Genomic DNA, 25244 nt, shown 5'->3' with positions numbered 1-25244 from the left:
TGACTCCTTAATTAGCGTCCTGCGTTTTAAACTGGCTTAAAAACTGAGAGAACAACGTACTTATTTTAGGTAACGTGCCTATCAATCGGTGATCATCATCCAGTATATGCAATTCTGCTGAGTGCTGCTTCGCAAAGCGCCAGCTGTTCTCTACTGGCACAATATCATCACGCCAACCATGCACAATAGCCGTCGACTCGGGAAGAGCCACAATATCGAAGTTAACCGAGCCCCCCAAGTAAAAGGCCGGCGCCAGCACAAATAAGCCTTTACAGGTAGGCTCTCCGGCGCAGGCTGTTGCCACGTAACCACCCATGCTTGAGCCCACCAATACAACCGGCTCCTTTATAAATGTTAATTTTTGTCGAAGTTTCAAAACACGCTCATCAACGTTGTCGATCCCCTGATAATCGATACTATCCACTTCAAAGCCTTTTTCCTTAGCTACTTTAGCGAGTTCTTTGATCTTGGTTCCCCAAGGTCCACTTTCTTTTCCGTGACTAAAAACAACATTCATGTATCAAAACCCTATATTTTTTGTTTAGCTTACGCTAAAACTTACAGTATAGATTGAGTTAACAAACATAATGCACACAGGAGGACGTTATGCCGCTAAAAACTGGTGTATCGCTACTTGTCATGGTGGCTGCTTCAATGGGCTCATTCCTGTCTGCAAAAGCAGTGGCTAACGATGACATTACCTGGGGCGTTAACTCGGCGCCGCCCTTTCATATTTACGACGGCGAATATAAAGACGCCGGTGTTTGTGATGCTCTGGTCAGTGCATTCCAGCAAGAATTGCCACAAACCACGCATAACATCAGAAAAATGCCGTCAAAACGCATCACGATGATAATGAAACGCAGTAAAAACCTGTGCTTTCCCTGTGTCATTAAAAATAGCTCCTATAACGACACCTTTCTTTACAGCGATACAACCCACAAGTACGCACCACATGGGGTAATAACCAACCAAGATACCGCTCAGTATATCACCGCCAAATATGGCTACCCTGTTCGGTTCGAAGAGCTCGCGAAAGACACCGACTTACGCTTTGGACAACCCGATGAACGCCGTTACGGCAAATTACAGCCTTTTATCGATGACTACCTGCTTAACTCAAGTAACTTTAGCTTTATCAGTGGGCAGAAGTCACACGTAAGCGTACTTGCTATGATACTGAATGATCGTATTGACTACACTGTCGACTACGAAATGATAAAAACCTATTACCAGCGCACTCATGATGACGGTGCCAAACTCAGTTTTATTCCTATTGCAGAATACGACGGTCAGGTTATTGAAGGTGCTGTTGGTTGTACACGAAACGAATGGGGTAAACGCACCATAGAAACTCTGAACAGCGCGATAAGTTCCGTACAAAGCAATTCAGAGTTTCAGCGAGCGTTGGACCGGTGGTTGGGACCAAACCGGCCACGTTAATGTCGGTAGAATTAACCGAAACGCTTTTCTAAGTATTGATTAATATCATCGGACTCGTACATCCAGGTGGTAGAGCCGTCTTCTTCGGTTATACGTAAGCATGGAACTTTCACTCGACCGCCACCCTGCTCTAACTCATTTCTATGAGTTTGGTTGTGTTGAGCATCACGAAGTTCGATGGGTAACGACAAACGCGCAATGGTTTTGCGAACCTTTATACAAAACGGACAGGTTTTGAATTGATATAAAGCCAGGTTCTTACATTGTTCATCCACCTTGCTTTGCTCTTCAGCACTGCGTTCAACACCTTTCGGGGTTGTCAGCTTTTCACCAATAATCATAAACGGCATTAAAATAAGGCGAACTAAACGAAAGAAATAACGAATCACAATGCGCATAAATCGAAAACTCAACTATTAATAACAAAGAAAGGCCGATAGCCTAGCACATATCGGCGTATTGCTTAACGCTCGTTTAATACTTCGCTGGCAATCTCAAAACTCCTCAAGCGCGCGTCGTGATCATACCCATGGCAGGTTAAAATCAATTCATCGATACCTGTGTCATCAATAAACTGATTCATATGACGGCTCACAGTATCTTTTGTGCCGACTGCAGTATAAGTCAGTGCGTGATTCGCACCCGCGATTTCCTGCGGTGAGCCCACCCGGCTAATATCCTCAACTGGCGCTTTTAATTTACCCGGCGTACCTCGTCTAAGCGCGATGAATTGCTGTTGCGTTGAGCTCATCATATATCTAGCCTCTGTTTCAGAATCTGCGGCAAACACATTCATTGCTGCCGCAACATAAGGCTTATCCAGGTATTGTGACGGCTTAAAGTTGTCCCGGTAGGCTTTTAGTGCATGATGCAAATAATCCGGTGCAAAATGCGAGGCGAAGGCGTACGGGAGCCCCAGGTGAGCTGCAAGCTGCGCCCCGAATGTACTGGACCCCAGCAACCAAACCGGTATCTTTTGTCCGTAGCCAGGTACCGCTTTAATGACATCAGCAGGCTGGGCTTCTGCCAGATAACCGAGTAACTCTTGCACATCACGCGGGAAGTTTTCTGCGTCATTCGGACTGCGGCGCAATGCCCGTAACGTTGCACCATCAGTGCCCGGCGCCCTGCCCAACCCTAAATCAACTCGGCCCGGGTATAACGCATCTAAGGTTCCGAATTGCTCCGCCACTACAAAAGGCGCATGGTTTGGCAACATAATACCGGCTGAGCCCACTCGTATGTGCTCAGTTTTGCTGGCCACATAACCCAACGCAACCGCCGTTGCAGCCGAGGCTATACCTTCCATATTGTGATGCTCCGCCATCCAGAAGCGAGAGTAGCCCCATTTTTCCGCATGCTGAGCAATGTCTGCTGCATTATGTAAAGCGGTTGCTGCTGTTCCCTCTTCGGTCACCGGAGCCAGGTCTAATAATGAATATTTCATAACAACTTAAAAACAGTGATTAATGCTCTTTATATTGGTATGACTTCTTTATTTTCAAGGTCAGATTGCAATGACTGCGTGACCTCCTCCGGCCAGACACTCGCCTGCACCTTGGCAATATGACTGTCTTGCATAAGGAACATAACCACTCGCGACTGCCCGATGCCGCCACCAATTGTTAAAGGCATTCCCCCACCTAGTAGCGATTTATGCCATGGTAAACAAGCCTTAGATTGCTGTTGACTCAACTCTAGTTGACGTTTTAATGCGACCTTGTCAACTCTGATACCCATAGAGGATAGCTCTAACGCATCGTCGATAGCCTCGTGCCAGACGAGTAAATCACCGTTTAATCCGGTTTCTCCGGTTTCTGACACCGTGCTCCAATCATCGTAGTCGGGCGCGCGTGCATCATGCGCTTGTCCATCACTTAACCGCGCACCAATACCAATAATAAAAACGGCGCCGTGCGTTTTGGTTATTTCCCGCTCGCGTTGTTTCGAGCTCAATTCGGGGTATTGCTGCGCCAGAGTTTCACTGTGAATAAAGTAAATGTCGTCAGGCAGCTCTAATCCGCTCGCTCTAATTTCAGGAATGCACTCAACAGTGCGAAGCAACGCCGCATAGATGCGCCTGACAGTCCGTTTTAAGTAAGCTACGCTGCGATCATGCTCGGCAATGACTTTTTCCCAGTCCCATTGATCGACATACACTGAATGCTTGTGACCTAAGCTTTCTTCATCGGGCCGTAACGCGGTCATGTGGGTTAAAATACCCTCTCCCTCGCTAAATCCATACTCACCGAGTAATTGTCGCTTCCATTTCGCTAACGAGTGAACGACTTCATAGGTTTTGTGGGGTATCGCCTTTATTGACACTTTAACCGATTGCTCTTTGCCAGACAGGTCATCCTGCACGCCAGTTCCACATTCGCTCAGTAACGGCGCCTGAACCTCAATAAGGTTTAATGCCGATGCAAGTTCCTGAGTAAACTGCGTTTTAATTTGGCGAATAAGTTGCTGTCGTTCTATAAATGAATGTTTCATAAGTCTCTCCTGTTCTCTGTTAACTTATTAACACCAAATAATAAGAAACATTCAACAGGCACAAATAAAATTAGCTTTTCGCTGTAAAAAAATTAAAATAAAAGCGTATAAATTCACAAAAACTTTAAATAACCATGAAAAAACCAGCGCAAAATTATCAAATCGACAATTTGGATAAAAATATCCTGTCAGAGCTTCTGCATGACGCTCGCAAAGCCTATAGCGAAATTGCCAAACGTTATAAAGTGAGCCCGGCAACCATTCATGTTCGTGTCGAAAAAATGCGCGGTGCGGGAATTATTAAAGGCACCCACTTAGCCGTTAATCCTAAAGCTCTAGGCTATGAAGTCTGCTGTTTTATTGGCATTACTTTGCGCCAGGCGGGCGATTACCCCTCGGCTATCGCTAAACTGGAAAAGTTAGAAGAAGTTATTGAAGCTCACTACACCACCGGTCAGTACAACGTTTTCATAAAAATACTGACTCGTTCAATAGATGACTTACAAAACATTCTTATTAACCGCATTCAGGCCATCCCTGAAATACAGTCAACTGAAACACTTATTTCTTTGCAGCAACCTATAAAGCGAGACTTGCAACCTTAACCTGTCCGGTCATTTACCTCAGGAATGAAACAAAACACCGAAAAAGAAGCGCTTATACACCAGTATCTGTTAGGGTAAAGTCACTGATAATAGTAACTAGAATAAAGAAGGAAGCCCGTATGTTACGAAAGTGCATTCGTTACGTCAGTGCGCTTACGGTCGCTATCGTTGCTGTACCCTCGATTGCTGTCGCTGAGAACCTGTCGTATTACTTACCTGCAGATGTCAGTTATGACGAAAGCATAACCAAGCCTAAAGAAGCGCTGGGTTATAACGTAGGCGACTGGCACGCGCGCCCAGAGCAAATTGTTAACTACATGAAGCAACTGGCGGAAGAGTCTGATCGCATTACCTTTGAAGAAACTGGCCGCACACACGAACAGCGCCCGCTGGTATTGCTAACAGTCACTTCACCTGACAACCATAAGAATATTGATGACGTCCGCGAGCGCCACTTAGCGGCGGCTGACACGTCGCGTGACGCCGACCCTGACAACACACCATTAGTGCTTTACATGGGTTACAGCATTCACGGTGATGAGTCCAGTGGCAGTAACGCCGCTATTTTATTGGCTTATTACCTGGCGGCAGCGCAAGGTGAAGAAATAGAGGCCGTTCTAAAAGACTCAGTAGTACTTTTAGACCCTGCGTTTAACCCCGACGGCTTGGCGCGTTTTGCACAATGGGCAAATCAGCATAAAAGCCAAAACCTGGTCGCAGACCCGCAGAGTCGTGAACACGTTCAGCCTTTTATCCGGGGCCGCGTTAACCACTATTGGTTTGATATGAACCGTGACTGGTTGCTGTTGCAACACCCTGAGTCACGAGCTCGTATTGCTAACTTCCAGAAATGGAAGCCAAACGTGCTCACTGACTATCACGAAATGGGCACTAACAGCACTTACTTCTTCCAGCCGGGTATCCCGTCGCGCAAAAACCCACTGACACCCGATGAAAACGTGCGTTTAACCGAGATTTTAGCGGCTGAACATGCAGACTCGCTGGATGATATTGGCAGCCTTTACTACACCGAAGAATCCTTCGATGATTTTTATTACGGTAAAGGCTCTACTTACCCTGACATTCAGGGCGCCGTTGGTATTTTGTTTGAGCAGGCATCAAGCCGTGGTCACTTGCAAGACTCCGTAAACGGTGAAGTTGCCTTCCCATTCACTATTCGTAATCAGTTTGTGGCGTCACTTAGCACCATTTATGGCGCTCATAAAAACAAAGCGCGTTTTATAAGCTTCCAGGAACAGGCTTATGACAACGCATTAGAAGCAGCGGCTAGCCAAAACTTCGACGGCTACCTTGTCGGTGATGCTACCGATACGTCTCGTCTGCAAGGCTTTATCGATATTCTTCAACAACATGGTATTGAAGGCTATCGCGTTGAAAAAGATATCGAAAAAGACGGCCAGGTCTACAAAGCTGGTCAAAGCTATTATATTCCGGCTGAACAAGACCAGTTTGGTCTTATTCAGGGCATCTTTAGCACTCGTAAAGACTTCCCGGATAATACTTTCTACGATGTTTCCGGCTGGACCTTAGCACACGCCTTTAACCTGCCGTTTACAACACACCGTGGACGTATTCAAATTGCTGATGCAGCCTGGGATGCTCCGGTTAAGCGGCAAACCACGCTGGAAGACGCCTACGCCTATGCCTTTAGTTGGGACGACTACAAAGCACCGGCATTATTGCAAAGCCTGCTGGAGAACGACATTCACGCGCGTCAGTCAACCAAGTCTTTCGCAGTTAAAGCTCAGGGCGAACGCAAAACCTTTGAACCGGGTGCCGTTGTTGTACCAAAGGCTTACCAAAATAAAGACTGGCATCAGGTACAACGCATTTTAGCCACTCTGGCTAAAGAGCAAAACGTACAAGTTACATCTATTGGCACGGGGCTTACCCCTGAAGGTGTCGACTTAGGTAGCCGTAATATTCAGCCGGTAGAAGAGCCTAAGGTAATGATGCTAACCGGCGACGGTGTGAACCTGTACGAAGCTGGTGAAACCTGGTACTACCTCGATCGCCACGTGGGTGTTCCTCTGTCCATGGTTGACACAGACCGGTTATCGCGCGTTGATTTAACTCGTTATTCTCACATTATTATGGTCGATGGCTGGTACAACAGTTACCTGTCTGACGACGTCAAAGAGAAACTGAAACAATGGGTTCAGCAAGGCGGTATCATGATTGGTCAGCGAGGCGGTGCGAAATGGCTTTCAGAAAATGGCCTGCTCCACGCTCGCTACGTTGACGAAGAGGTCTATCAAAATGCTTTTGCAAAAGAAGGCCTGACGTATGAAGAGCGCGACGATTTCTATGCCGAACAACGTATCGCAGGAGCTATTTTCTCGATGGACGTGGACACTTCGCACCCGCTGTTCTATGGCTTTCCGCGTTCAACCATGCCGGTATTCAAAAGTTCGTTAGAAGCCTTTGAAACACCAGAGTCACCGTTTGTCTCCGTTGCTAAATACAGCGACACCCCACTATTAAGTGGCTACGCCGACAAACGTAACCGCGACATTCTTAAAGGCAAAACCAACATCGCTGCCCACCGCTTTGGTGACGGTCATGTTATAGCCTTTACCGATAACGTAAACTTCCGCGCTTATTTCTGGGGCACGGCAAAACTATTGAGTAACGCTATCTACTTAGGCGACCGCATCAACGTTTATGCAAAGCCTCTCAAAGATAAAGCCGCAGCTGATGAAGAAGCGGCTGAGCAAGCTCACTAAGGCTTTTTAACCCCTTTAAAGCTGTCACTGCCTGTCCTCAACGGGCAGTGACTTTTTCTCTCAACCGCCTTTATCTTTACATTTCCTTTGCTGGCAAAGCCAAAAATACTGGTCTACCTTAACTAGTGACACTTAAAATCTCATAAAAAAGAGGTGCTTATGTTACGTTGGGTACTAATATTCTTAATTGTCGCTGTAATCGCTGCCGTATTTGGCTTTGGTGGAATAGCAGGTGCCGCCGCTGAAATTGCCAAAATCATCTTCTACATATTCATCATTCTGTTTGCGATATCTCTTGTCGTTCGGCTGGTAAAAGGCCCGGGTAGGTAGTTAGGAGGTTAGACAAACAATTAGACATTGGTCGAATGCACAGTATTATTGAATATGCGCTACACTAGCGGTGATATTCGATCAATGTCCTTCTAACCCAATAAAAACGAGGCTAACGCCATGAACGCTATCGTCATGATGCTTTTAGGTTTAGGCGCAATGTTTCTCGGTTATGTGTTTTACTCGAAATTCATTGCCGAAAAAATCTTTAAGCTTGATCCTAACTTCAAAACCCCCGCCCACGAACTCGAAGACGGCGTCGACTTTGTTCCGACCAATAAATACGTACTTTGGGGACACCATTTTACTTCTGTTGCAGGTGCCGCTCCTATTATCGGTCCGGCTATCGCTGTAATTTGGGGCTGGGTACCCGCTTTCCTTTGGGTGGTTTTCGGTACTATTTTCTTCGCAGGTGTTCATGACGCTGGCGCTATTTGGGCAAGTAACCGTAACAAAGCTAAGTCTATTGGTAACTTGACAGGTGATGTTGTCGGTAAGCGCTCTCAAACGCTATTCATGATAGTCATCTTCTTGGTCTTGTTGATGGTTAACGCCGTATTCGCGACTGCTATCTCAGGTTTGCTAATTAAGTTCTCGAGTTCAGTGGTGCCGGTCTGGGGTGCTATTTTTGTGGCACTGATTATTGGTCAAATAATCTTCCGAAAATGGATGGGCCTGGGCGCAGTATCTGTGTTAGGCGTTATAGCCCTATATCTGCTTATTTGGGTTGGTCCTTCTGTGCCGCTGGAACTGCCTGAGACTGTTATGGGTGTCAGCGATAACGCTCAATGGGTTCTTATTTTATTTGGTTACGCGGCTATTGCTTCACTACTGCCAGTTTGGATGTTATTGCAACCGCGTGACTACATTAACGGCCTGCAGCTGTTTATTGGCCTGATTCTTCTTTACGGCGCTACCTTGTTATTAGGGCCAGAGATTTCGGCTCCGGCATTTAACACCAATACGCCTGAAGGCACGCCATCCATGCTGCCGTTGCTCTTTGTTACCATTGCCTGTGGCGCAATTTCCGGCTTCCACGGTTTGGTTGCTTCGGGAACCACCTCTAAGCAGCTCGATAAAGAAACAGACGCCCGGTTTGTCGGTTATTTTGGCGCCATTGGCGAAGGCTCGCTGTCGCTGGCAACCATTATTGCGGCGACAGCAGGTTTCGCAACACTGGCTGACTGGGAAGCAGTATACTCTTCTTTCGGCCAAGGTGGTGTTGCGGCCTTCGTTGAAGGTGGCGCAAACATCATTAGTCAGGGGATAGGCCTTGAGGCTGACATTGCCGAAACCTTACTGACAGTAATGGCTGTCCTCTTTGCAGGTACAACTATGGATACCGGTCTGCGCCTGCAACGTTACATCTTCCAGGAATGGGGTGGTTTATATAACATTCGCTGGATGCAAAAAGCCTTACCAGCAACCCTGCTGGCGGTAGGCTCATGCTTATTACTGGCGTTTGGTGCAGGTGGTGCCGATGGTTCTGGTGGCTTGTTAATTTGGCCTCTGTTCGGTACGACCAACCAACTGCTTGCCGGTCTGACACTCTTGGTTATTACCGTTATGCTGGTGCGCTTAGGTCGTCCAATGTACTACACGTTATTACCGCTTATTTTCTTGTTAATAATGACAGTGTTCGCACTTATTGTTCAGTTGAAAGGCTTCTACGATAAAGGCGACTGGTTCCTGTTAACGCTCGATTTGGTGGTTCTGGTAGCAGCTATCTGGATAGCTTTGGAAGCAAGTGCCAGTTTGTCGAAAATTAAAAAGGAACAAAAAGCGGAGAACACAAAAGGGTAATAAACATGAGCATGAACATTCATTCGGTAAAACGTTGGTTCAGCCGAGCAGGCGAGTTGGTAAACGAGTTTTATAACGCGCCCTACCGCTCTGCCATTGCTCGCGCTAAACGTGATGAAGATGACTTGTTCATGCTCTTAGTTTACTCCGAGATAATGGGCGTGCCGAATCCGGCCGCCTATTACACATTAGAATTACAACCGTTAATGCTTGAACGCTTTCACGAATGGCACAAACGAATGGGGATGGAGCACTCACCGCTTGATCACTTCCGTTGCTGCTAGTCAATTTTTTCACCCTCCACTAAAGAGCTCGTTGTATGCAGTTATCCAGTAAAAAAATCTTACTTGTTGGTGGTAAAGGTGGTGTTGGCAAGACAACAGTCTCGTCCGCGCTTTCCATGTTAGCTGCTAAGAACAGCAAAAAGGTGTTACTGGTATCCACTGACCCGGCTCACAGTCTATCCGATGTCTTCAATATGGACATTGGTGATCGTTTGCAGCATGTTTCTGACAACCTCACGGTTATGGAAATTGATCCCGATAAAGAAGTGAAAGAGCACATTGCTCGTGTTAGCTCGCAAATGAAGCGTTTTACCAACCCCGACCTATTTCCTGAAATTGAACGGCAAATGCGACTGACACAGCAGTCACCAGGCGCGCAAGAAGCAGCTATGCTCGAGCGCATTTGCAAAATCATTGACCAAGCCGAGCAAGACTACGACTTGCTCGTATTTGATACTGCGCCGACCGGCCATACGTTACGTTTATTATCCCTCCCCGAAGCGATGGCAGCCTGGACGCAAGGAATGTTGCGCTCGCAAAAACGCTCCGAGGAATTCGGCAGTGTCTTGGAGCATTTGTCACCGAAGGCCGGTAAGGACATTAATAATCCAATGGCAGATCCGTCTGACAACGCCAGTGACGGAATGTCGGATAAAACCAAAGCCATTACCGAACAATTACTCAATCGACAACGTCTTTTTCAACGCACTCGCCGACTGTTACAGGACCCGAACTATACCGGCATTTTGTTCGTGCTAACGCCTGAGCGTTTGCCAATTAACGAAACTCGACGTGCATTACAGTCACTTACTGAAGAAAAACTACCGGTTTCAGGGGTAGTCGTGAATCGTATATTACCTGAGTCAGCAGACGGCGGTTTTCTGGCGAAGCGTAAAGAACAAGAGCAAACCTATTTAGAGACTATTGAACAGACGTTTGCCCAGTGGCCTAATTTCAAACTTTATCTGCAAGAAGAAGATATTCAAGGGGTCGATGCCCTTTCAGCGTTTGCCAAGGAGCTGGAAAAAAGTGGCTTCTCAGCCTAATCCTTTCTAATTTCTTTCATCGCAGAGTCATCGTTTTGACCTAAACTGCGTATATATAAAACATTTAACGTCCGAAATAAGGAGTAGACGATGCGTGCTGTCGGATACCAACGCTCTCTTCCCATTGATGACCCTAAGTCTTTGGAAGATATCGAAATTGACAAACCCACTGCCGGTGACCATGACTTACTGGTTAAGGTTAAAGCAATTGCCGTTAATCCGGTGGATACCAAAATCAGAATGCGTGCCGAGCCCGATTCGGGTCATAAAGTGATTGGTTGGGACGCTGTTGGAGAAGTGGTTGAAACCGGAAGCAAAGTGAAAGGTTTTAGCGTCGGTGACCGTGTCTGGTATGCCGGCGACTTAACCCGTCCCGGCTGTAATGCTGAGTATCAAGCGGTTGATTGTCGTATTGTTTCACACGCCCCAAATACATTAGATGATACTCAAGCAGCAGCTATGCCTTTAACAACTATTACTGCCTGGGAGCTGCTCTTTGATCGTTTACAGATTGATGCGCCCTCACCTAACAAAAAGCGTAATTTGCTCATTATAGGTGGTGCCGGCGGTGTTGGTTCAATACTCACGCAACTCGCAGTACAACTGACAAATGCTACCGTCATTGCAACAGCTTCACGCCCAGAGTCTCAACAGTGGGTCAAGGCCTTAGGTGCACATCATGTTATCGATCACAGCAAACCATTAGGTGAGCAAATTGAAAACCTGGGGATTGGTCAGGTGACCGATGTCGCTTGCCTCACGCACAGCGAGCAGTACTTCGAGCAAAGCATGGCGTTTATGGCACCGCAAGGCCGTTTTAGCTTAATTGATGATCCGGCCGACCCTCTTGATATTCGACTGATGAAACAGAAAAGCATTAGCTTGCATTGGGAGTTCATGTATACCCGCTCAATGTTTACTACCGACGATATGATTAAGCAGCAAGAGCTACTGCAATCCGTTGCTAATTTAGTCGACAACCATCAGGTACGCTCGACGTTGGGTCAGAATTTTGGACCCATGAATGCCGAGAATCTGAGAAAGGCGCATTCGGCGTTAGAAACGCATAAAACGATTGGCAAAATCGTCTTAACTGTCGAGGAATAGTTTTACAAACATACATGAATGTATGTATAATTCTGCGGTATTTAAAAATGGACAAGCTAGAGGTATTTTGATGAAAAAGCGCTTTCAAATTGCGCCGTTATTCGCAGCGGGCATTTTAGCAACCACAGTCTTAACCGGCTGTGGTGACGCACCGCAGCAAGGTCAGCAACAACAAGCTCCGCAGGTCGATGTTATAACGGTAAAACCTGAAGCACTCGAGCTAAGCACCGAACTCCCTGGCCGTACTGCAGCATTTCGCGTTGCTGAGGTTCGCCCGCAAGTCAGTGGTGTACTTTTAGAACGAACGTTCGAAGAAGGTACTTTCGTCGAGAAAGGTCAACAGTTGTATCAAATTGACCCGGCAACTTACGAAGCAGAATTAGCCAGTGCAGAGGCTGAAGTACAGCGCGCAAAAGCCGTTTTACGCAGCTCAGAACTTCGCTATAACCGCTTCAAGGAGCTCATTGAAGAAAACGCAGTCAGTCAGGACGAATTCGACAGTGCCGAAGCGACTTACTTTCAGAATAAAGCGGCAGTGGCACTGGCTGAAGCACAGCTTAAAAACGCTCGCATAAACCTCGAATACACCAAAGTAAACGCGCCTATTAACGGCATTATTGGTCGTTCAAACTTTACTGAAGGCGCCTTGGTTACTGCTTCTCAGCAAGAGCCGCTAGTGACTATCAACCAGCTTGATCCTATTTATGTTGATATCAGCCAATCCAGCAAGCAGTTCATGCAACTTCAGGCAGACATTCAGTCCGGCCGCATTGAAGCCAACGAGTCGGGCAATGCGCCGGTTCGTTTAAAACTGAACGGTTTAGACTTTGATCAGGAAGGCGAATTGCTGTTTTCAGAGGTAAGCGTTGAGGAAGATACCGGCGCTATTTTGTTAAGAGCCGTTTTCCCTAATCCGGATAAAACTCTGTATCCGGGCATGTTTGTTAGAGCTGCTGTTAGTGAAGGTACTATCAACACTGCCCTGTTACTGCCGCAAAAAGCGGTGACTCGTGATCCGCGAGGTCGCCCTTATGTCATGATCGTCAACGACGACAACAAGGTAGAACAGCGCATGATAACTACCGAGCGAGCCATTGGCAGTGACTGGTTAGTCAAAGATGGCGTTAAAGAGGGCGACACCGTTATCACCTCAGGCCTTCAGAAAGTTCGTCCGGGCGCAACGGTCCAAATTTCGAACTCTGCCTCTAATGAACAGCAGTAAAGGATTCATCAATGGCTAAGTTTTTTATTAATCGACCCATATTTGCCTGGGTTATCGCGCTGTTGGTCATGATGGCAGGTGCCATTGCGACTATTCAGCTACCGGTAGCCCAGTACCCGACCATTGCGCCACCGGCAGTTGAAATACAAGTCAACTACCCTGGCGCAAACGCGGAAACCGTGTCTGATACTGTAACCAAAGTCATTGAGCAGAATATGACAGGTATCGACAACCTGCTCTACTTCTCCTCGCAAAGTAACTTTGGTAACGCGACTATCAGCCTGACCTTTGCGTCCGGTACAGATCCGGACATTGCGCAAGTACAGGTGCAAAATAAGCTTTCCCAGGCAACGCCACAGCTGCCTCAGGAAGTACAGGCACAGGGCATTACCGTCAGTAAGTCCAGTAGCTCTTTCTTAATGGTTTTGGCGCTGGTCGCAACCGACGATCGCTATACCCAAACCGATTTAAGTGACTACATTGCCTCCAATATTCAGGATCCTATTGCGAGGACAACCGGTGTTGGTAACGTCCAGTTGTTTGGCGCGCCTTACGCCATGCGTATCTGGGTTGACCCATCAGCGCTGGTTAACTACGGCATGACCATGGACGACCTTAAGTCGTCAATACGTGCACAGAACGCTCAGGTCGCTGCCGGTGAACTCGGTGGTACACCAGCAATTGACGGTCAACAACTGAATGCGACCATTATTGCTCAAACACGCTTATCAGAGGTTTCAGAGTTTGAAAATATCACTCTGAAAGTTATGCCGGACGGCTCTCAGGTGCGCTTAAAAGACGTTGCGCGTGTCGAGAAAGGTGCTGAGAACTACTCGATTGAAGCCAATTATAATGGTAAGCCCGCAACCGGTCTTGCTATTAACCTGCAAACGGGAGCTAATGCGCTTGAGACAGCTGAGGCCGTTAATGCCCGCATAGAGGAATTGAAAGAGTTTTTCCCTGACGGCATGGAAATGGTGACCGCTTATGACACCACGCCGTTTATCAAAATTTCAATTTCAGAGGTTGCGCAGGTACTAATAGAAGCCATTATTCTGGTGTTCCTGCTCATGTTTGTCTTCCTGCAGAACCTACGGGCGACACTTATCCCTACCCTTGCCATACCGGTGGTTATTCTCGGTACTATGGGTGTTTTATCCCTGGCAGGCTTCTCGATAAACACATTAACCATGTTCGGTATGGTGCTATCGATAGGTCTCCTGGTGGATGACGCCATCGTTGTTGTCGAGAACGTTGAGCGGCTTATGTCCGAGGAGGGTTTGTCTCCTAAACAAGCCACCATTAAGTCTATGGGGCAAATTACCGGCGCATTAATAGCCATTGGTGTCGTCATGGCCGCAGTATTCGCACCTATGGCCTTCTTCCCGGGCTCAACCGGCGCCGTTTACCGACAATTCTCATTGACTATCATTACCTCAATGGGACTTTCGGTCATGGTTGCCATTATTTTCTCGCCGGCGCTGTGTGCAACATTGTTAAAACCAGTGAAGCACGACAAAAACGACGGCTGGGGCCCATTAGGCTGGTTTAACCGCACTTTGGAAAAGTGGACGGTGAAGTATACCAATTCTATCCATTATATCTTGCGTCGTACCATGCGTTTCGGGCTGATTTATTTAGGTATTATTGGCGTACTGGTTTTCTTATTTACTCGTCTGCCCGCTGCATTCCTGCCCGATGAAGACCGTGGTGTTTTCTTAACGCAGATGCAACTTCCGGTTGGCTCAACGCTTGAGCAATCGGTCGAGACTATGGATAAGATAGAAAACTACTACCTGAACCAGGAAGACGCAGTACAATCGGTATTCTCCGTCGTTGGTTTTAGTTTCTCAGGACGCAGTCAAGCCAATGGTATCGCCTTCGTTCGCCTGAAAGACTGGGACGAGCGTAACGAGAGCCAAAGCGTCGATGCGGTTATTGGTCGTGCTTTTGGATTCTTTGCGGGTATTAAAGAAGCCATGGTTTTTGCCTTTAACCTGCCACCTATTCCCGAGTTAGGTGTTTCCAGTGGTTTCAACCTGTTCCTGCAAGATCGTGGCAACATTGGTCATGCGGGCCTTATTGAAGCCCGTAACCAATTGCTGGGAATGGCATCTCAGAACGAGAAATTAGTACAGGTTCGCCCTAATGGCTTACCCGATGCGCCGCAGCTGCGTATTGATATCGACTTTGAAAAAGCACAAGCCTTAGGTCTGACCATAGCTAGTATTAATGACACTCTGAGCACCGCCTGGGGCTCTGCCTACGTTAATGACTTCATTGATCGTGGCCGCGTCAAAAAAGTGTACCTACAAGGTGAAGCTGACGACCGCATGCTGCCTGAAGACATTAACGAGTGGTACGTACGCAATAACCAAGGCGATATGGTGCCCTTCAGCTCCTTCTCAAGCTGGGAATGGACCTATGGTCCGCAGCGGGTGGAGAGTTATAACGGCGTTGCCGCACTGGAAATTCAAGGTCAGGCAGCTCCTGGTATCAGTACCGGTGAAGCCATGACGGAAATTGAGAACTTAATTGCTCAATTGCCGCCGGGTATTGGTTTTGAGTGGACAGGTATTTCGTTACAGGAGCGCCAGTCCGGCAACTTTGCACCAATACTGTATACCGTTTCTATTGTAGTTGTATTCCTGTTCCTGGCCGCACTGTACGAGAGCTGGTCTATTCCATTCTCCGTCATGCTGGTTGTTCCGTTAGGTATTTTAGGTGCCGTTGTTGCGGTGATGCTGCGCGGTATTTCCAACGACGTGTACTTCCAGGTCGGTCTATTAACGACCGTGGGGGTCTCAGCAAGGAACGCTATACTCATTGTTGAGTTTGCCAAAGACTTGCAAGCACAAGGTAAAGAGCTGCTCGAAGCCACCATGGAAGCGGTTAGACTACGTCTGCGCCCTATTCTAATGACCTCACTTGCCTTTATCTTTGGTGTTATGCCATTGGCCTTAAGTGACGGTGCGGGTGCCGCAAGTCGTAACGCTATCGGTACCGGGGTTATCGGCGGTATGATTGGTGGTACAGTATTGGCAATATTCTTTGTGCCCCTATTCTTCTATGTGGTGAGAAAGATATTCCCACCCAAACAGGCTGAAGAATAAATCGGTTCAATAATAAATAACCATAAAAAAACCGGAGCTTCAGGGCTCCGGTTTTCTTTTAAGTGAAACAAAAAAATTAATTAACGCTTTGTTTCGTCTTTATCTTTTACTTCGTATTCACCGTCAATGACTGAGCCATTTGAATCACTCTCTTTATGGTTCGCTTGCTGACGATAACTTTCCTGCTGTTCGTATTGACGTTGTTGATTTTGATAATGCTGTTTCGCTTGCTTGCGCATACGCCATACTTGTTTAATGGTATGACGTTGGCGCCAAAGCACCGGTATCATCAGTAATAGTAAAATACCGGCAATAACCAAGCCAAAAGCCAGCCCCAAACCAACAATGACCAACAGCAATAATAAGCCAAGAATGCGGGTAAACCAGTTCCCGGAAGCGGATGAACGCCCCCGGGTACTTTGTCCGCCCTGGCTGAAACGTATATAAAGCTTATCTCGTTTATCTGTCATAACGACTCCTACAACTCTCTATCAGTTAAGACAACAAGACAGAATATCTGTTCCAGCCAAGTTATCTAAGGTCTTACTTGCGCATATCTTGTGTCGCTTTGCGGGCAGCTTCAAACTCATTACCTGGTGCCCATTTAGGCCACTCGCGAGAGTTCGCTAACTCTTCACCTACCGCATAAAATAGCGACATGTCTTGCTGTACGCCTCGTAAATCCCAGTTTTCATCAAACTCGTCAGCAGGCTTATGGTAAGCATCGCGGTTGAAAATAGCTCGTTGCTCTTCACCCCACTCACGACCCTTCGTAAAGTGATCATTACCGCCTTTTGCATACAGCATTGGTACACCTTTCTTCGCCAGATTGAAGTGATCTGAACGGTAGAAAAAGCCTTTTTCTGGTGTTGGCTCAGGTGCTATATATCTATCTTGGGCCTCAACGTAAGGTTTCAAGTAGTCATCCATATTTGAATTACCATAACCGACAACCACCATGTCTTTCATAGGGCCATAGACATTCATTACGTCCATATTAATTCCGCCAACAGCTTTACCCAAAGGCAATAATGGATTGTTCGCATACCAAGCCGAGCCCAGCAGACCACTTTCTTCTGCACCTACCGCAGCAAAGACAATAGAGCGCTCAGGACGAGGCTGTTTAGAGAACTCTTCTGCCATGGCCATCAAGGCAGCAGTACCCGAGGCATTGTCTTGAGCCCCATTGTAGATAGGGTCGTCCTCGCGTACCGGATCCATACCTAAATGATCATGATGAGCCATATAAATAACGTGCTCTTCCGGATACTTAGTTCCTTCGATATAGCCAATAACGTTATTGGTATCTAAGTATTCGTACTTGTTATTGATGGTCATTGCAGCCTGAATATCAAGCACCTGAGGCTTGAACTCACCACTTACCGCCAACTCTTTCATTTCTTCCAGACTTTTGCCTACAGAAGCAAATAGCGCATTGGCACTTTCTTCAGTTATCCAACCTTCAACGGCAGCGCGATCCATGTTTTTATTATCACGCTTTAAGTCGAACTTCACTGGTGAGCCACCAGCAACAACCCCCCAACCGTAGCCAGCAGGTCCGGTCTCGTGAATAACAAACGCCGCTTTTGCGCCTTGGCGTGCGGCTTCTTCATATTTGTATGTCCAGCGACCGTAATACGTCATTGCATTACCATTGAAAAGTTCCGGATCGCCCGTTGCGTAACCCGGATCATTGACAAACATAACGACCGTCTTTCCTTCGACGTCCAGACCTTCGTAGTCATTCCAGTCATACTCTGGCGCCACAATACCGTAACCCACAAAGACCACATCGCTGTCGTTTAGATTAACTTCTTCAACAACTCGTGGTGTCCACGCCATCATCTCAGTACGATACTCCATCGACTCCGGTGCTGACTCACCCGAAAAGCTCAACGAACTGACTTTGTAAGGCATTAACTTCACCAAAGGCAGCGGTTGACGGTATGAGTTATTTTCTTCGTCATACGGCTTTAAGCCCCACTCACGGAAATGGTTTTCAATAAAGCTAACCGCTTTCTCTCCACCTTCTGACGCGGGCGCACGTCCCTCAAATTCGTCCGACGCCAACGTTTTTAAGTAGTTTTTATAATTTGGGTTAAACGCGGAACCTTTAATATCGGCGGCAGCCTTCTCAGTCGGCTTCGCTTCTTCGCTTGCCGGACCGCAGCCGGTTAATACGGTAAGCCCGATTAGGCCTGCTAGTGCGTATTTCATTGCATCTCCTTTTTGTTATATCATTATTTTTGTTCGTTCTTATTGTTCGTTATGCACGAACCATTCTCGCTCGCTAAAGACACTTTATCGCCCAGTCGAATGTCATGGTCTGAAAAGAACCCCGCGTTCACTTCCAAAACGCTCCAGTAAGGTTTACCCGGTGAGTAGCTTTTACACTGGCTCGGATCGGTACTTCGGCAAGGGCGCATCGTGAATGTCTTAACAATTTCCCCATGTTTATTAAGGTAAGCGATATCCAGCGGAATTAAGGTCTGATACATCCAAAAACCACTGTACCCGGGGCGCTCATGATTATAGCGAAACCACATGCCTTCATACTCACCCAGTGACTCTCGCTGCATAAGCCCACGGGCTTGTTGAGGCTGAGTATCAGCCAGTTCAACCGACAGAGGCGAATCAACGCCTTCCATACATATCGTTGTTTTTTCGAACTCTTGCGGTGCCGGTACAGACCATTGCTGGGCTGCTGCACTCATTGACAGCATAGCGGCAGATACCAGCAAACACCCCTTTATTAGTCCCATTATCGGCTTCCTTTTGTATCGTCAATCGTGACTATGACTGATTTTGTCCTATCCCGGCGCTAACCGCAATGTTCATTAACTGGAACATGACAGCTCAGCTGGGGCTTGGCCCGGCTCTGGCGGTGCTACCCAGCGAGTATTGTTATGAACTTCCTTAAAAGGTGTCATCAGTGCGCTGACATAATCTGTCAGCGGTTTATCGTCGCCCTGTTCAGCCTGCTCAATCACATATTGCGCATGATGATTGCGTAAAATCACCAGCGGATTCACTTGCTTCATTGTTTCCGTGTCAGGGTTATTGGCAACTGCCTTGCTGTAATCACTCAACCAGCTCTGTCCCTTACTTTTTATTTCTGTCGCTGTCTTTTCTAACGAGCTATGCAGCGCTTGCGAATCGTTATCGAACAGCACACCCAACGCCCTGTAACTTAGGTTGTAATCGAGCTGATAAGTTTCCAGAAGCATCAGCCAGCCACTGATTAGCGACCAACAAGTGTCATCATTATCGACATGAGTTAACCCAAGCCGTTGCTTCATAACCGTTAAAAATGCTTGCCTTAACACCGGTTCATAGTCATCCAATACATCATCAACAGGCGCGTCACCGGCAAATAAACCCAACGCATGAGCAAGTCGTTTTAAGTTCCATAAACCCACACCGGGCTGTTGCATAAAACCGTACCGCCCAGCGTGATCAGTATGATTAAAAATATGGTTAGGCTTATAGTCGTCAAAAAAGGCATAGGGGCCATAGTCGAAGGTTTCTCCGGCCAGGCTCATGTTGTCTGTATTCATAACTCCATGCACAAAACCGTACGCCTGCCACTTTGCTATCATCTCTGCGGTCGCGTTAACCACATAGCGGAATTGTTCAGATACAGTTTTGTCCGCCGCACTAGGCCAGAGTTCTTCAATGCTGTGCTGCCAGAGTCGCTTAGCACTGTCTTCTAAGTTTCGGTACAAGCAATGCTCAAAATGACCAAAGCGAATGTGTGTACGTGCCACTCGAACCAGCATTGCTCCGGGCTCAACCGTTTCCCGTTGAATTTGCCCTTCCGTCGATACCAAGGCCAACGCACGTGTCGTTGGAATACCCAGTGCCTGAAACGCCTCACTGGCTAACAGCTCACGAATGGATGAGCGCAGCACCGCACGACCATCACCACCTCGACTGTAAGGTGTTGGTCCCGCGCCTTTTACGTGCAGATCATAACGCTTGTTAGCCGTTATTACCTGACCCACCAACAAACCGCGACCATCACCTAAGTATGGATTAAATTGTCCGAACTGATGCCCTGCGTACTTCTGTGCTACCGGCTCAGTGCCCGGCCAGTCTTGGTTTCCGGCAATCCAATCCGCCAGTTCTTTCGGAGGAGAGTCATGACTGAGTGACTTCCACAAAGCTTCATTGACCCATCGCAATTTTGCCTGACCATCAGGTCGTATTTTTTGTGCATGACAAAGTTCCGGGAACTTATTAGCAAACTGATTATCGAAAATTAGTGGCATACGTCCTCCTGCGACATCTATTGTTACACAGTCGACGAGGCTTGCATAACTAACAAAAAATCGGCTAAGGTGCGCTAAAAGACACAAACAGCACGGCCTTGGCAGAAAAAGGAGCCACATGCAACTGCAATCACTAAGATGTATCACCGCGATTGGCGGCGGACACGGTCTGGGTCGTGTACTTTCGACGTTGTCGTTTATGAAACATAAGCTGGTTGGAATTGTGGCAACAACCGATAACGGCGGTGCAACTGGTCTTTTAAGAGCTTCCCAGCACTGCATAGCCTGGGGTGATATCCGAAACTGCCTGTCCCAGCTGGTAGAGCAGCCGCTAGCGGCTGAAGTTTTGAATTATCGCTTTGACTCAGATTCAGCATTAAAAGGCCACAACTTCGGAAATTTGTTGCTTTATACGCTGGACCAACTCAGCGCCCGTCCACTTGATGGCATTCAGCTTCTCAGCCGCTTACTTAACGTCGACAACCGTATTCTTCCCATGTCGGAATGCCCGACCGATCTTATCGCAACAACCAGTGACGGCATTCAGTGCCACGGTGAAATTCATATCGATAAACTGCCCAACATGCCACACAAACTCGAGCTTTCTGGTCAGGTCGAAGCAACTCCCGAGGCCGTTCGCCATATTAAAAACAGCCAGCTGATTCTTATTGGTCCGGGTAGCTTTATGACGTCTGTCATGCCACCCCTCTTAGTTCCTGGTATTTGTGAGGCGCTGAAAAACACCCGAGCCAAGGTTGTATTTATTGATAATTTAGTCGACGAGCATGGCCCCGCTGGTGAGTTGTCACTGGCAGAAAAGCTGGAGTTTATGAAGTACGAACTGGGCCAACAAGTTGTCGACCTTATTTTGAGTAACAAGAAAGAGAAAGGGCTGCCAGTGCCTGTTATTGGTGGGCTCACCAGCGACACTGACGTTCATTATCGTCACAATACCAGCAGCCTGCTAACAACCTTAGAGCAAGCTGCGCATCAACTGTTGGTCGAAAGCGCTTAACCGCCGTCCGCCGAAATACGTGATGCAACGGCGCCGTGTTGATCTTTATACTTCGCATCATCCCGCTTGTTATAAGGTCGCGCACATTCCTGTCCCAGCGGCTCAAAACTGATAGCCCCTATTTTCATGCCTGGGCGCAACGCTAAAGGAAGCTTTCCGCTGTTATAAAATTCCAGCACAATTTGCCCGGACCAACCCGGATCAATTCGGTGAGCGGTAACGTGCACCATTAACCCTAAACGTGCTAACGACGAGCGACCGTCAAGCCAACCGACCATGTCCGCGGGTAGCTGAATAGACTCATGAGTTACAGCTAACGCAAATTCCCCCGGATGAATGAAAAACGCCTGACCATCTTTGAGTTTAATTTCATCACTCATGACCTCGTGGATAGCCGCTTCTATCGCTTCGCGCGAACCGCTTATATCAATAAACGGTGCTGCGTGGTCTTGCAAAACCCGAAACTCATTACCGAGGTGAATATCCAGAGTAACACCTGAAATATCCGTCACCTTAGGCGCCGGTGTTACCCCTATTTTTCCTTCCGCTAAATGTTGTTCGATTTCGGTATCGGTTAAGCGCATTCTTATTCACCTGTGACTGTTGTCTTTATCCTTTCTATAGCGCGTACTATAGCGAATTTTTCTGCTGATAATAGAGGTTGGCAGAAACATATTGTGCCGATTCCAGAATTAATTGACTCAACTGGTGCTCTGGCTGTTTTAGCAGCAAGGGTTCGTTACCATCAAGACTGTCGCGTAGCTCTGTCGATAACGGCCATTGTCCCAGCACCGGCAGCTTATTTTCCTTGGCGATAGCGAGTCCGCCGCCCTGCCCAAATACGGGGTCTTCATAACCGCAGCTAGGACACTGATAATAACTCATGTTTTCCAGCACGCCTATCATCGGAATGTTCAGTTTATTGAACATAGCAATGCCTTTTTCGGCGTCTCGCAATGCCACCGACTGAGGCGTTGTTACCACAATAGCGCCTGTTACCGGTAATTTCTGCGCCATGGTTAATTGTATATCGCCGGTACCCGGAGGCATATCAACAATTAGGTAATCTAAATTAGGCCATGCGGTGTCTTTGTATAGCTGCTGTAATGCGCCACTGGCCATTGGTCCGCGCCAAATTGTGGCGTCTTTTTCATCCACCAAATAACCCAGTGAATGCACGTAAATACCATGGCGCTCCATGGGGACCATCTTGTTATTTGCGGTTAGCTCCGGCTCCTTATCGCCCTTACCCAACATTGTCGGAATTGAAGGTCCGTAAATGTCCGCATCCAACAGACCCACTTTGGCACCCAGCTGACTGAGTGCTAACGCCAAATTCACGCTAACAGACGACTTACCAACACCGCCTTTACCCGACGACACCACAATGACATTACCGGTGGTTAGCGGCAAATCGGGCTGCGAGTTTTTAAGCTTTTCAATTTGGCTGTTTATTTCCCAGTCAAACCCGGCCAGCTCGTCTTGCTCTTTTAACGACTTTAACAGCGGCTCACCAGCAGCGAAAGGCACATTCAGTACTCGCGTATTACCAGAGCCTGTTACCCACTCATGCGGTATGCCGTTCGGGAATATTTTGTCGAAAAAATTTGCCATTGGACGTCCTGTTGTAGCTGTGTATCGAGCATAGCCTATGGTAACATGAGTCACAGTAACTTTGGGTTTGACTTAAATTAATTAACGAATACGGAAGCATAATTTCGCATGAGCCAATCCGCACGAAAAATTCTAGTGACCAATGCATTACCATACGCTAACGGACCTATTCATATAGGTCACATGTTAGGCTACATTCAGGCCGATATCTGGGTTCGTTTCCAGAAACTAAGAGGCCATGAATGTCATTTCATGTGCGCCGATGACGCACACGGCACCCCTATTATGCTGAAAGCTCAACAGCTGGGTATTACACCGGAACAAATGATAGGCGATATGCAGCGTTCACACGAAGCGGACTTCAGCGACTTTTTAGTGGGCTTTGACCACTACTACAGCACGCACAGTGACGAAAACAAAGAGCTGGCCGAAACCATTTATAACCGTCTCGACAAAGCCGGACATATAAAAACCGAGGTTATCGAGCAGCTGTATGACCCGCAAAAAGAAATGTTTCTGCCCGACCGCTTTGTTAAAGGGGAATGCCCTGACTGCGGCGCGGAAGACCAATACGGCGACAACTGCGACGTTTGTGGCGCAACTTACGCCCCCACAGACTTAAAGAATCCGAAGTCTGTTGTCTCTGGCGCAGAACCAGAACTTCGTAAGTCAGAACACTACTTCTTCGATTTACCCGCTTTTGGCGACATGCTGAAAAGCTGGACACGCTCTGGTTCGTTGCAAAATGAAATGGCCAATAAGCTTAATGAATGGTTTGAGCAGGGCTTGCAGCGTTGGGATATTTCCCGCGACGCACCCTATTTTGGCTTTAAAATTCCGGGGACCGAAAACAAATATTTCTACGTTTGGCTGGATGCGCCAATTGGCTACATGAGTAGCTTTAAAAACTACTGCGATACTACCAGCAAGGCTGACTGGGACACTTACTGGCAAGCCAACAGCGAGGCAGAGCTGTATCACTTTATTGGCAAAGACATTATCTATTTCCATAGCTTATTCTGGCCAGCCATGCTTAAAGGCGCGGACTTCCGCCAACCGACTAATGTATGGGCGCACGGTTTTATTACCGTTAACGGCACCAAAATGTCTAAGTCTAAAGGTACCTTTATAAAAGCAAGAACCTACCTGGATCACTTAGACCCTGAGTATTTGCGCTATTATTTTGCTGCCAAACTAACGAGCCGTATCGATGATTTAGACCTGAATCTGACGGACTTCGCGCAACGCGTAAACTCTGACTTAGTCGGTAAAGTCATTAATATCGCCAGTCGTTGCGCCGGCTTTATTCAGAAAAAGTTTGACGGAAAATTATCCTCAAATGTGGCTGACTCAGCACTACTGGAAGACTTCCAGTCAGCGGGAGCAGACATTGCTGAGCTGTACGAGAAGCGCGAATTTTCTCGAGCCATGCGTGACATAATGGCACTGGCGGATCGCGCCAACCAATACATTGCGGACAAAGAACCCTGGCAGCTTATTAAAAAAGAAGGTGCCGAGCAGGAAGTTCATGAAATTTGCTCATTAGGTATTAATCTGTTCCGTGTACTTATGGTCTATCTGACCCCTGTGCTTCCGAAGCTGTCTGCAGACGTTCAGCACTTCCTGAACGACACTTTCACTTGGGAAAGTCACAAAACCGCATTGACTGACCACCCAATTAACAAATTTAAAGCGCTAATGCAGCGCATTGACATGAAAGACATTGACGCCATGATTGAAGATTCTAAACAGCAGCAACCACAAGCGACAGAGCAGCCGGCAGTGGCAAACGATGAATTGAAGAAAGAGCCTATCGCCGATGAAATTTCGTTTGATGAATTTGCCAAAGTTGACCTGCGTGTGGCGCTTATTGCAAACGCTGAACACGTTGAAGGTGCGGACAAGCTACTTAAGTTAACGCTGGATCTTGGTGGCGAGCAACGTCAGGTTTTTGCAGGCATTAAATCGGCCTATAAGCCTGAAGAACTCATTGGTCAGCATACGGTGATGGTTGCCAATCTGGCACCACGGAAAATGCGTTTCGGCATGTCAGAAGGTATGGTGTTAGCCGCGGGTCCCGGGAAGGATGAAATCTATATTCTAAACCCTCACGATGGTGCAAAACCAGGCATGCGAGTCATGTAACCAAAG

Annotated in this window: 22 protein-coding genes; 12 read left to right on the top strand and 10 right to left on the bottom strand. The window is 47.4% G+C overall.

Annotated features, from left to right (window positions below; all coding sequences use genetic code 11):
• Positions 1-7 precede the first annotated feature (7 nt).
• Positions 8-517, bottom strand: a complete 510-nt coding sequence (locus CWI73_RS01520; RefSeq protein WP_126751236.1) for an alpha/beta hydrolase — start codon at positions 515-517, stop codon at positions 8-10.
• 89 nt (positions 518-606) lie between these two features.
• Here CWI73_RS01520 and CWI73_RS01515 point away from each other — a divergent pair, with 89 nt between their 5' ends.
• Positions 607-1443, top strand: a complete 837-nt coding sequence (locus tag CWI73_RS01515; protein ID WP_241968802.1) for a hypothetical protein — start codon at positions 607-609, stop codon at positions 1441-1443.
• A gap of 11 nt (positions 1444-1454) precedes the next feature.
• Here the strand turns inward: CWI73_RS01515 and CWI73_RS01510 are convergent, their stop codons facing one another.
• From CWI73_RS01510 to asnA, 3 genes are all read right to left on the bottom strand, one after another.
• Entirely contained in the window at positions 1455-1841 is a 387-nt protein-coding gene (locus CWI73_RS01510) for a glutaredoxin family protein (RefSeq protein WP_126751235.1), read from the bottom strand.
• Between the two features lie 65 nt (positions 1842-1906).
• Positions 1907-2890: an LLM class flavin-dependent oxidoreductase gene (locus CWI73_RS01505; RefSeq protein WP_126751234.1), complete on the bottom strand. Its 984-nt coding sequence runs from the start codon at positions 2888-2890 to the stop codon at positions 1907-1909.
• 29 nt (positions 2891-2919) lie between these two features.
• Positions 2920-3936, bottom strand: a complete 1017-nt coding sequence (asnA, locus tag CWI73_RS01500; protein WP_126751233.1) for an aspartate--ammonia ligase — start codon at positions 3934-3936, stop codon at positions 2920-2922.
• Positions 3937-4070: 134 nt separating this feature from the next.
• Here asnA and asnC point away from each other — a divergent pair, with 134 nt between their 5' ends.
• The 9 genes from asnC to CWI73_RS01455 all read left to right on the top strand — a co-directional run bounded on the left by asnC (position 4071) and on the right by CWI73_RS01455 (position 16193).
• A complete protein-coding gene (asnC, locus tag CWI73_RS01495) occupies positions 4071-4541 on the top strand; it encodes a transcriptional regulator AsnC (protein ID WP_126751232.1) in 471 nt (156 codons plus the stop codon).
• Between the two features lie 119 nt (positions 4542-4660).
• Positions 4661-7288, top strand: coding sequence for a M14 metallopeptidase family protein (locus CWI73_RS01490; RefSeq protein WP_126751231.1), 2628 nt, complete (start codon positions 4661-4663; stop codon positions 7286-7288).
• A 159-nt stretch (positions 7289-7447) separates the two neighbouring features.
• A complete protein-coding gene (locus CWI73_RS01485) occupies positions 7448-7618 on the top strand; it encodes a DUF1328 family protein (protein WP_074668909.1) in 171 nt (56 codons plus the stop codon).
• A gap of 120 nt (positions 7619-7738) precedes the next feature.
• On the top strand, positions 7739-9421 hold the full coding sequence (locus CWI73_RS01480) for a carbon starvation CstA family protein (protein WP_126751230.1): 1683 nt from the start codon (positions 7739-7741) through the stop codon (positions 9419-9421).
• A gap of 11 nt (positions 9422-9432) precedes the next feature.
• The gene (locus tag CWI73_RS01475) at positions 9433-9705 is read left to right on the top strand and encodes a cory-CC-star protein (protein WP_058579233.1); all 273 of its coding nucleotides are present in this window, start codon (positions 9433-9435) and stop codon (positions 9703-9705) included.
• 35 nt (positions 9706-9740) lie between these two features.
• Positions 9741-10751, top strand: a complete 1011-nt coding sequence (locus tag CWI73_RS01470; protein WP_126751229.1) for an ArsA family ATPase — start codon at positions 9741-9743, stop codon at positions 10749-10751.
• A 90-nt stretch (positions 10752-10841) separates the two neighbouring features.
• On the top strand, positions 10842-11858 hold the full coding sequence (locus tag CWI73_RS01465) for a zinc-binding alcohol dehydrogenase family protein (RefSeq protein ID WP_126751228.1): 1017 nt from the start codon (positions 10842-10844) through the stop codon (positions 11856-11858).
• A gap of 70 nt (positions 11859-11928) precedes the next feature.
• Entirely contained in the window at positions 11929-13080 is a 1152-nt protein-coding gene (locus tag CWI73_RS01460) for an efflux RND transporter periplasmic adaptor subunit (protein ID WP_126751227.1), read from the top strand.
• An 11-nt stretch (positions 13081-13091) separates the two neighbouring features.
• A complete protein-coding gene (locus CWI73_RS01455) occupies positions 13092-16193 on the top strand; it encodes an efflux RND transporter permease subunit (RefSeq protein WP_126751226.1) in 3102 nt (1033 codons plus the stop codon).
• An 80-nt stretch (positions 16194-16273) separates the two neighbouring features.
• On the opposite strand, the gene CWI73_RS01450 is transcribed toward CWI73_RS01455, so the two are convergent.
• The 4 genes from CWI73_RS01450 to CWI73_RS01435 form a co-directional block, all read right to left on the bottom strand.
• Positions 16274-16663 carry an FxsA family protein gene (locus CWI73_RS01450; protein ID WP_126751225.1) on the bottom strand — a complete coding sequence of 130 codons (390 nt, stop codon included), beginning with the start codon at positions 16661-16663 and terminating at the stop codon, positions 16274-16276.
• Positions 16664-16736: 73 nt separating this feature from the next.
• Complete coding sequence (locus CWI73_RS01445) at positions 16737-18410, bottom strand: M28 family metallopeptidase (protein ID WP_126751224.1); 1674 nt, start codon at positions 18408-18410, stop codon at positions 16737-16739.
• A gap of 23 nt (positions 18411-18433) precedes the next feature.
• The gene (locus CWI73_RS01440) at positions 18434-18955 is read right to left on the bottom strand and encodes a DUF192 domain-containing protein (RefSeq protein WP_198675135.1); all 522 of its coding nucleotides are present in this window, start codon (positions 18953-18955) and stop codon (positions 18434-18436) included.
• A gap of 75 nt (positions 18956-19030) precedes the next feature.
• On the bottom strand, positions 19031-20464 hold the full coding sequence (locus tag CWI73_RS01435; protein WP_126751223.1) for a protein adenylyltransferase SelO: 1434 nt from the start codon (positions 20462-20464) through the stop codon (positions 19031-19033).
• Positions 20465-20582: 118 nt separating this feature from the next.
• On the opposite strand from CWI73_RS01435, the gene CWI73_RS01430 reads away from it, so the two are divergent.
• Positions 20583-21479 carry a gluconeogenesis factor YvcK family protein gene (locus tag CWI73_RS01430; protein ID WP_126751222.1) on the top strand — a complete coding sequence of 299 codons (897 nt, stop codon included), beginning with the start codon at positions 20583-20585 and terminating at the stop codon, positions 21477-21479.
• Here the strand turns inward: CWI73_RS01430 and dcd are convergent.
• Together dcd and apbC are read right to left on the bottom strand one after the other, a co-directional pair.
• Entirely contained in the window at positions 21476-22063 is a 588-nt protein-coding gene (gene dcd / locus CWI73_RS01425) for a dCTP deaminase (protein WP_088768298.1), read from the bottom strand. The genes CWI73_RS01430 and dcd overlap by 4 nt on opposite strands.
• A gap of 46 nt (positions 22064-22109) precedes the next feature.
• Positions 22110-23093, bottom strand: coding sequence for an iron-sulfur cluster carrier protein ApbC (gene apbC, locus CWI73_RS01420; RefSeq protein ID WP_126751221.1), 984 nt, complete (start codon positions 23091-23093; stop codon positions 22110-22112).
• Between the two features lie 108 nt (positions 23094-23201).
• Here apbC and metG point away from each other — a divergent pair, with 108 nt between their 5' ends.
• On the top strand, positions 23202-25238 hold the full coding sequence (gene metG, locus CWI73_RS01415; protein WP_126751220.1) for a methionine--tRNA ligase: 2037 nt from the start codon (positions 23202-23204) through the stop codon (positions 25236-25238).
• Positions 25239-25244: the final 6 nt, after the last annotated feature.

The organism is Idiomarina piscisalsi (assembly GCF_003987095.1).
Taxonomy (GTDB): Bacteria; Pseudomonadota; Gammaproteobacteria; order Enterobacterales; family Alteromonadaceae; genus Idiomarina; species Idiomarina piscisalsi.
Note: the sequence above shows the minus strand (reverse complement) of the source record. Positions and strands in the feature narration are given on the sequence as shown.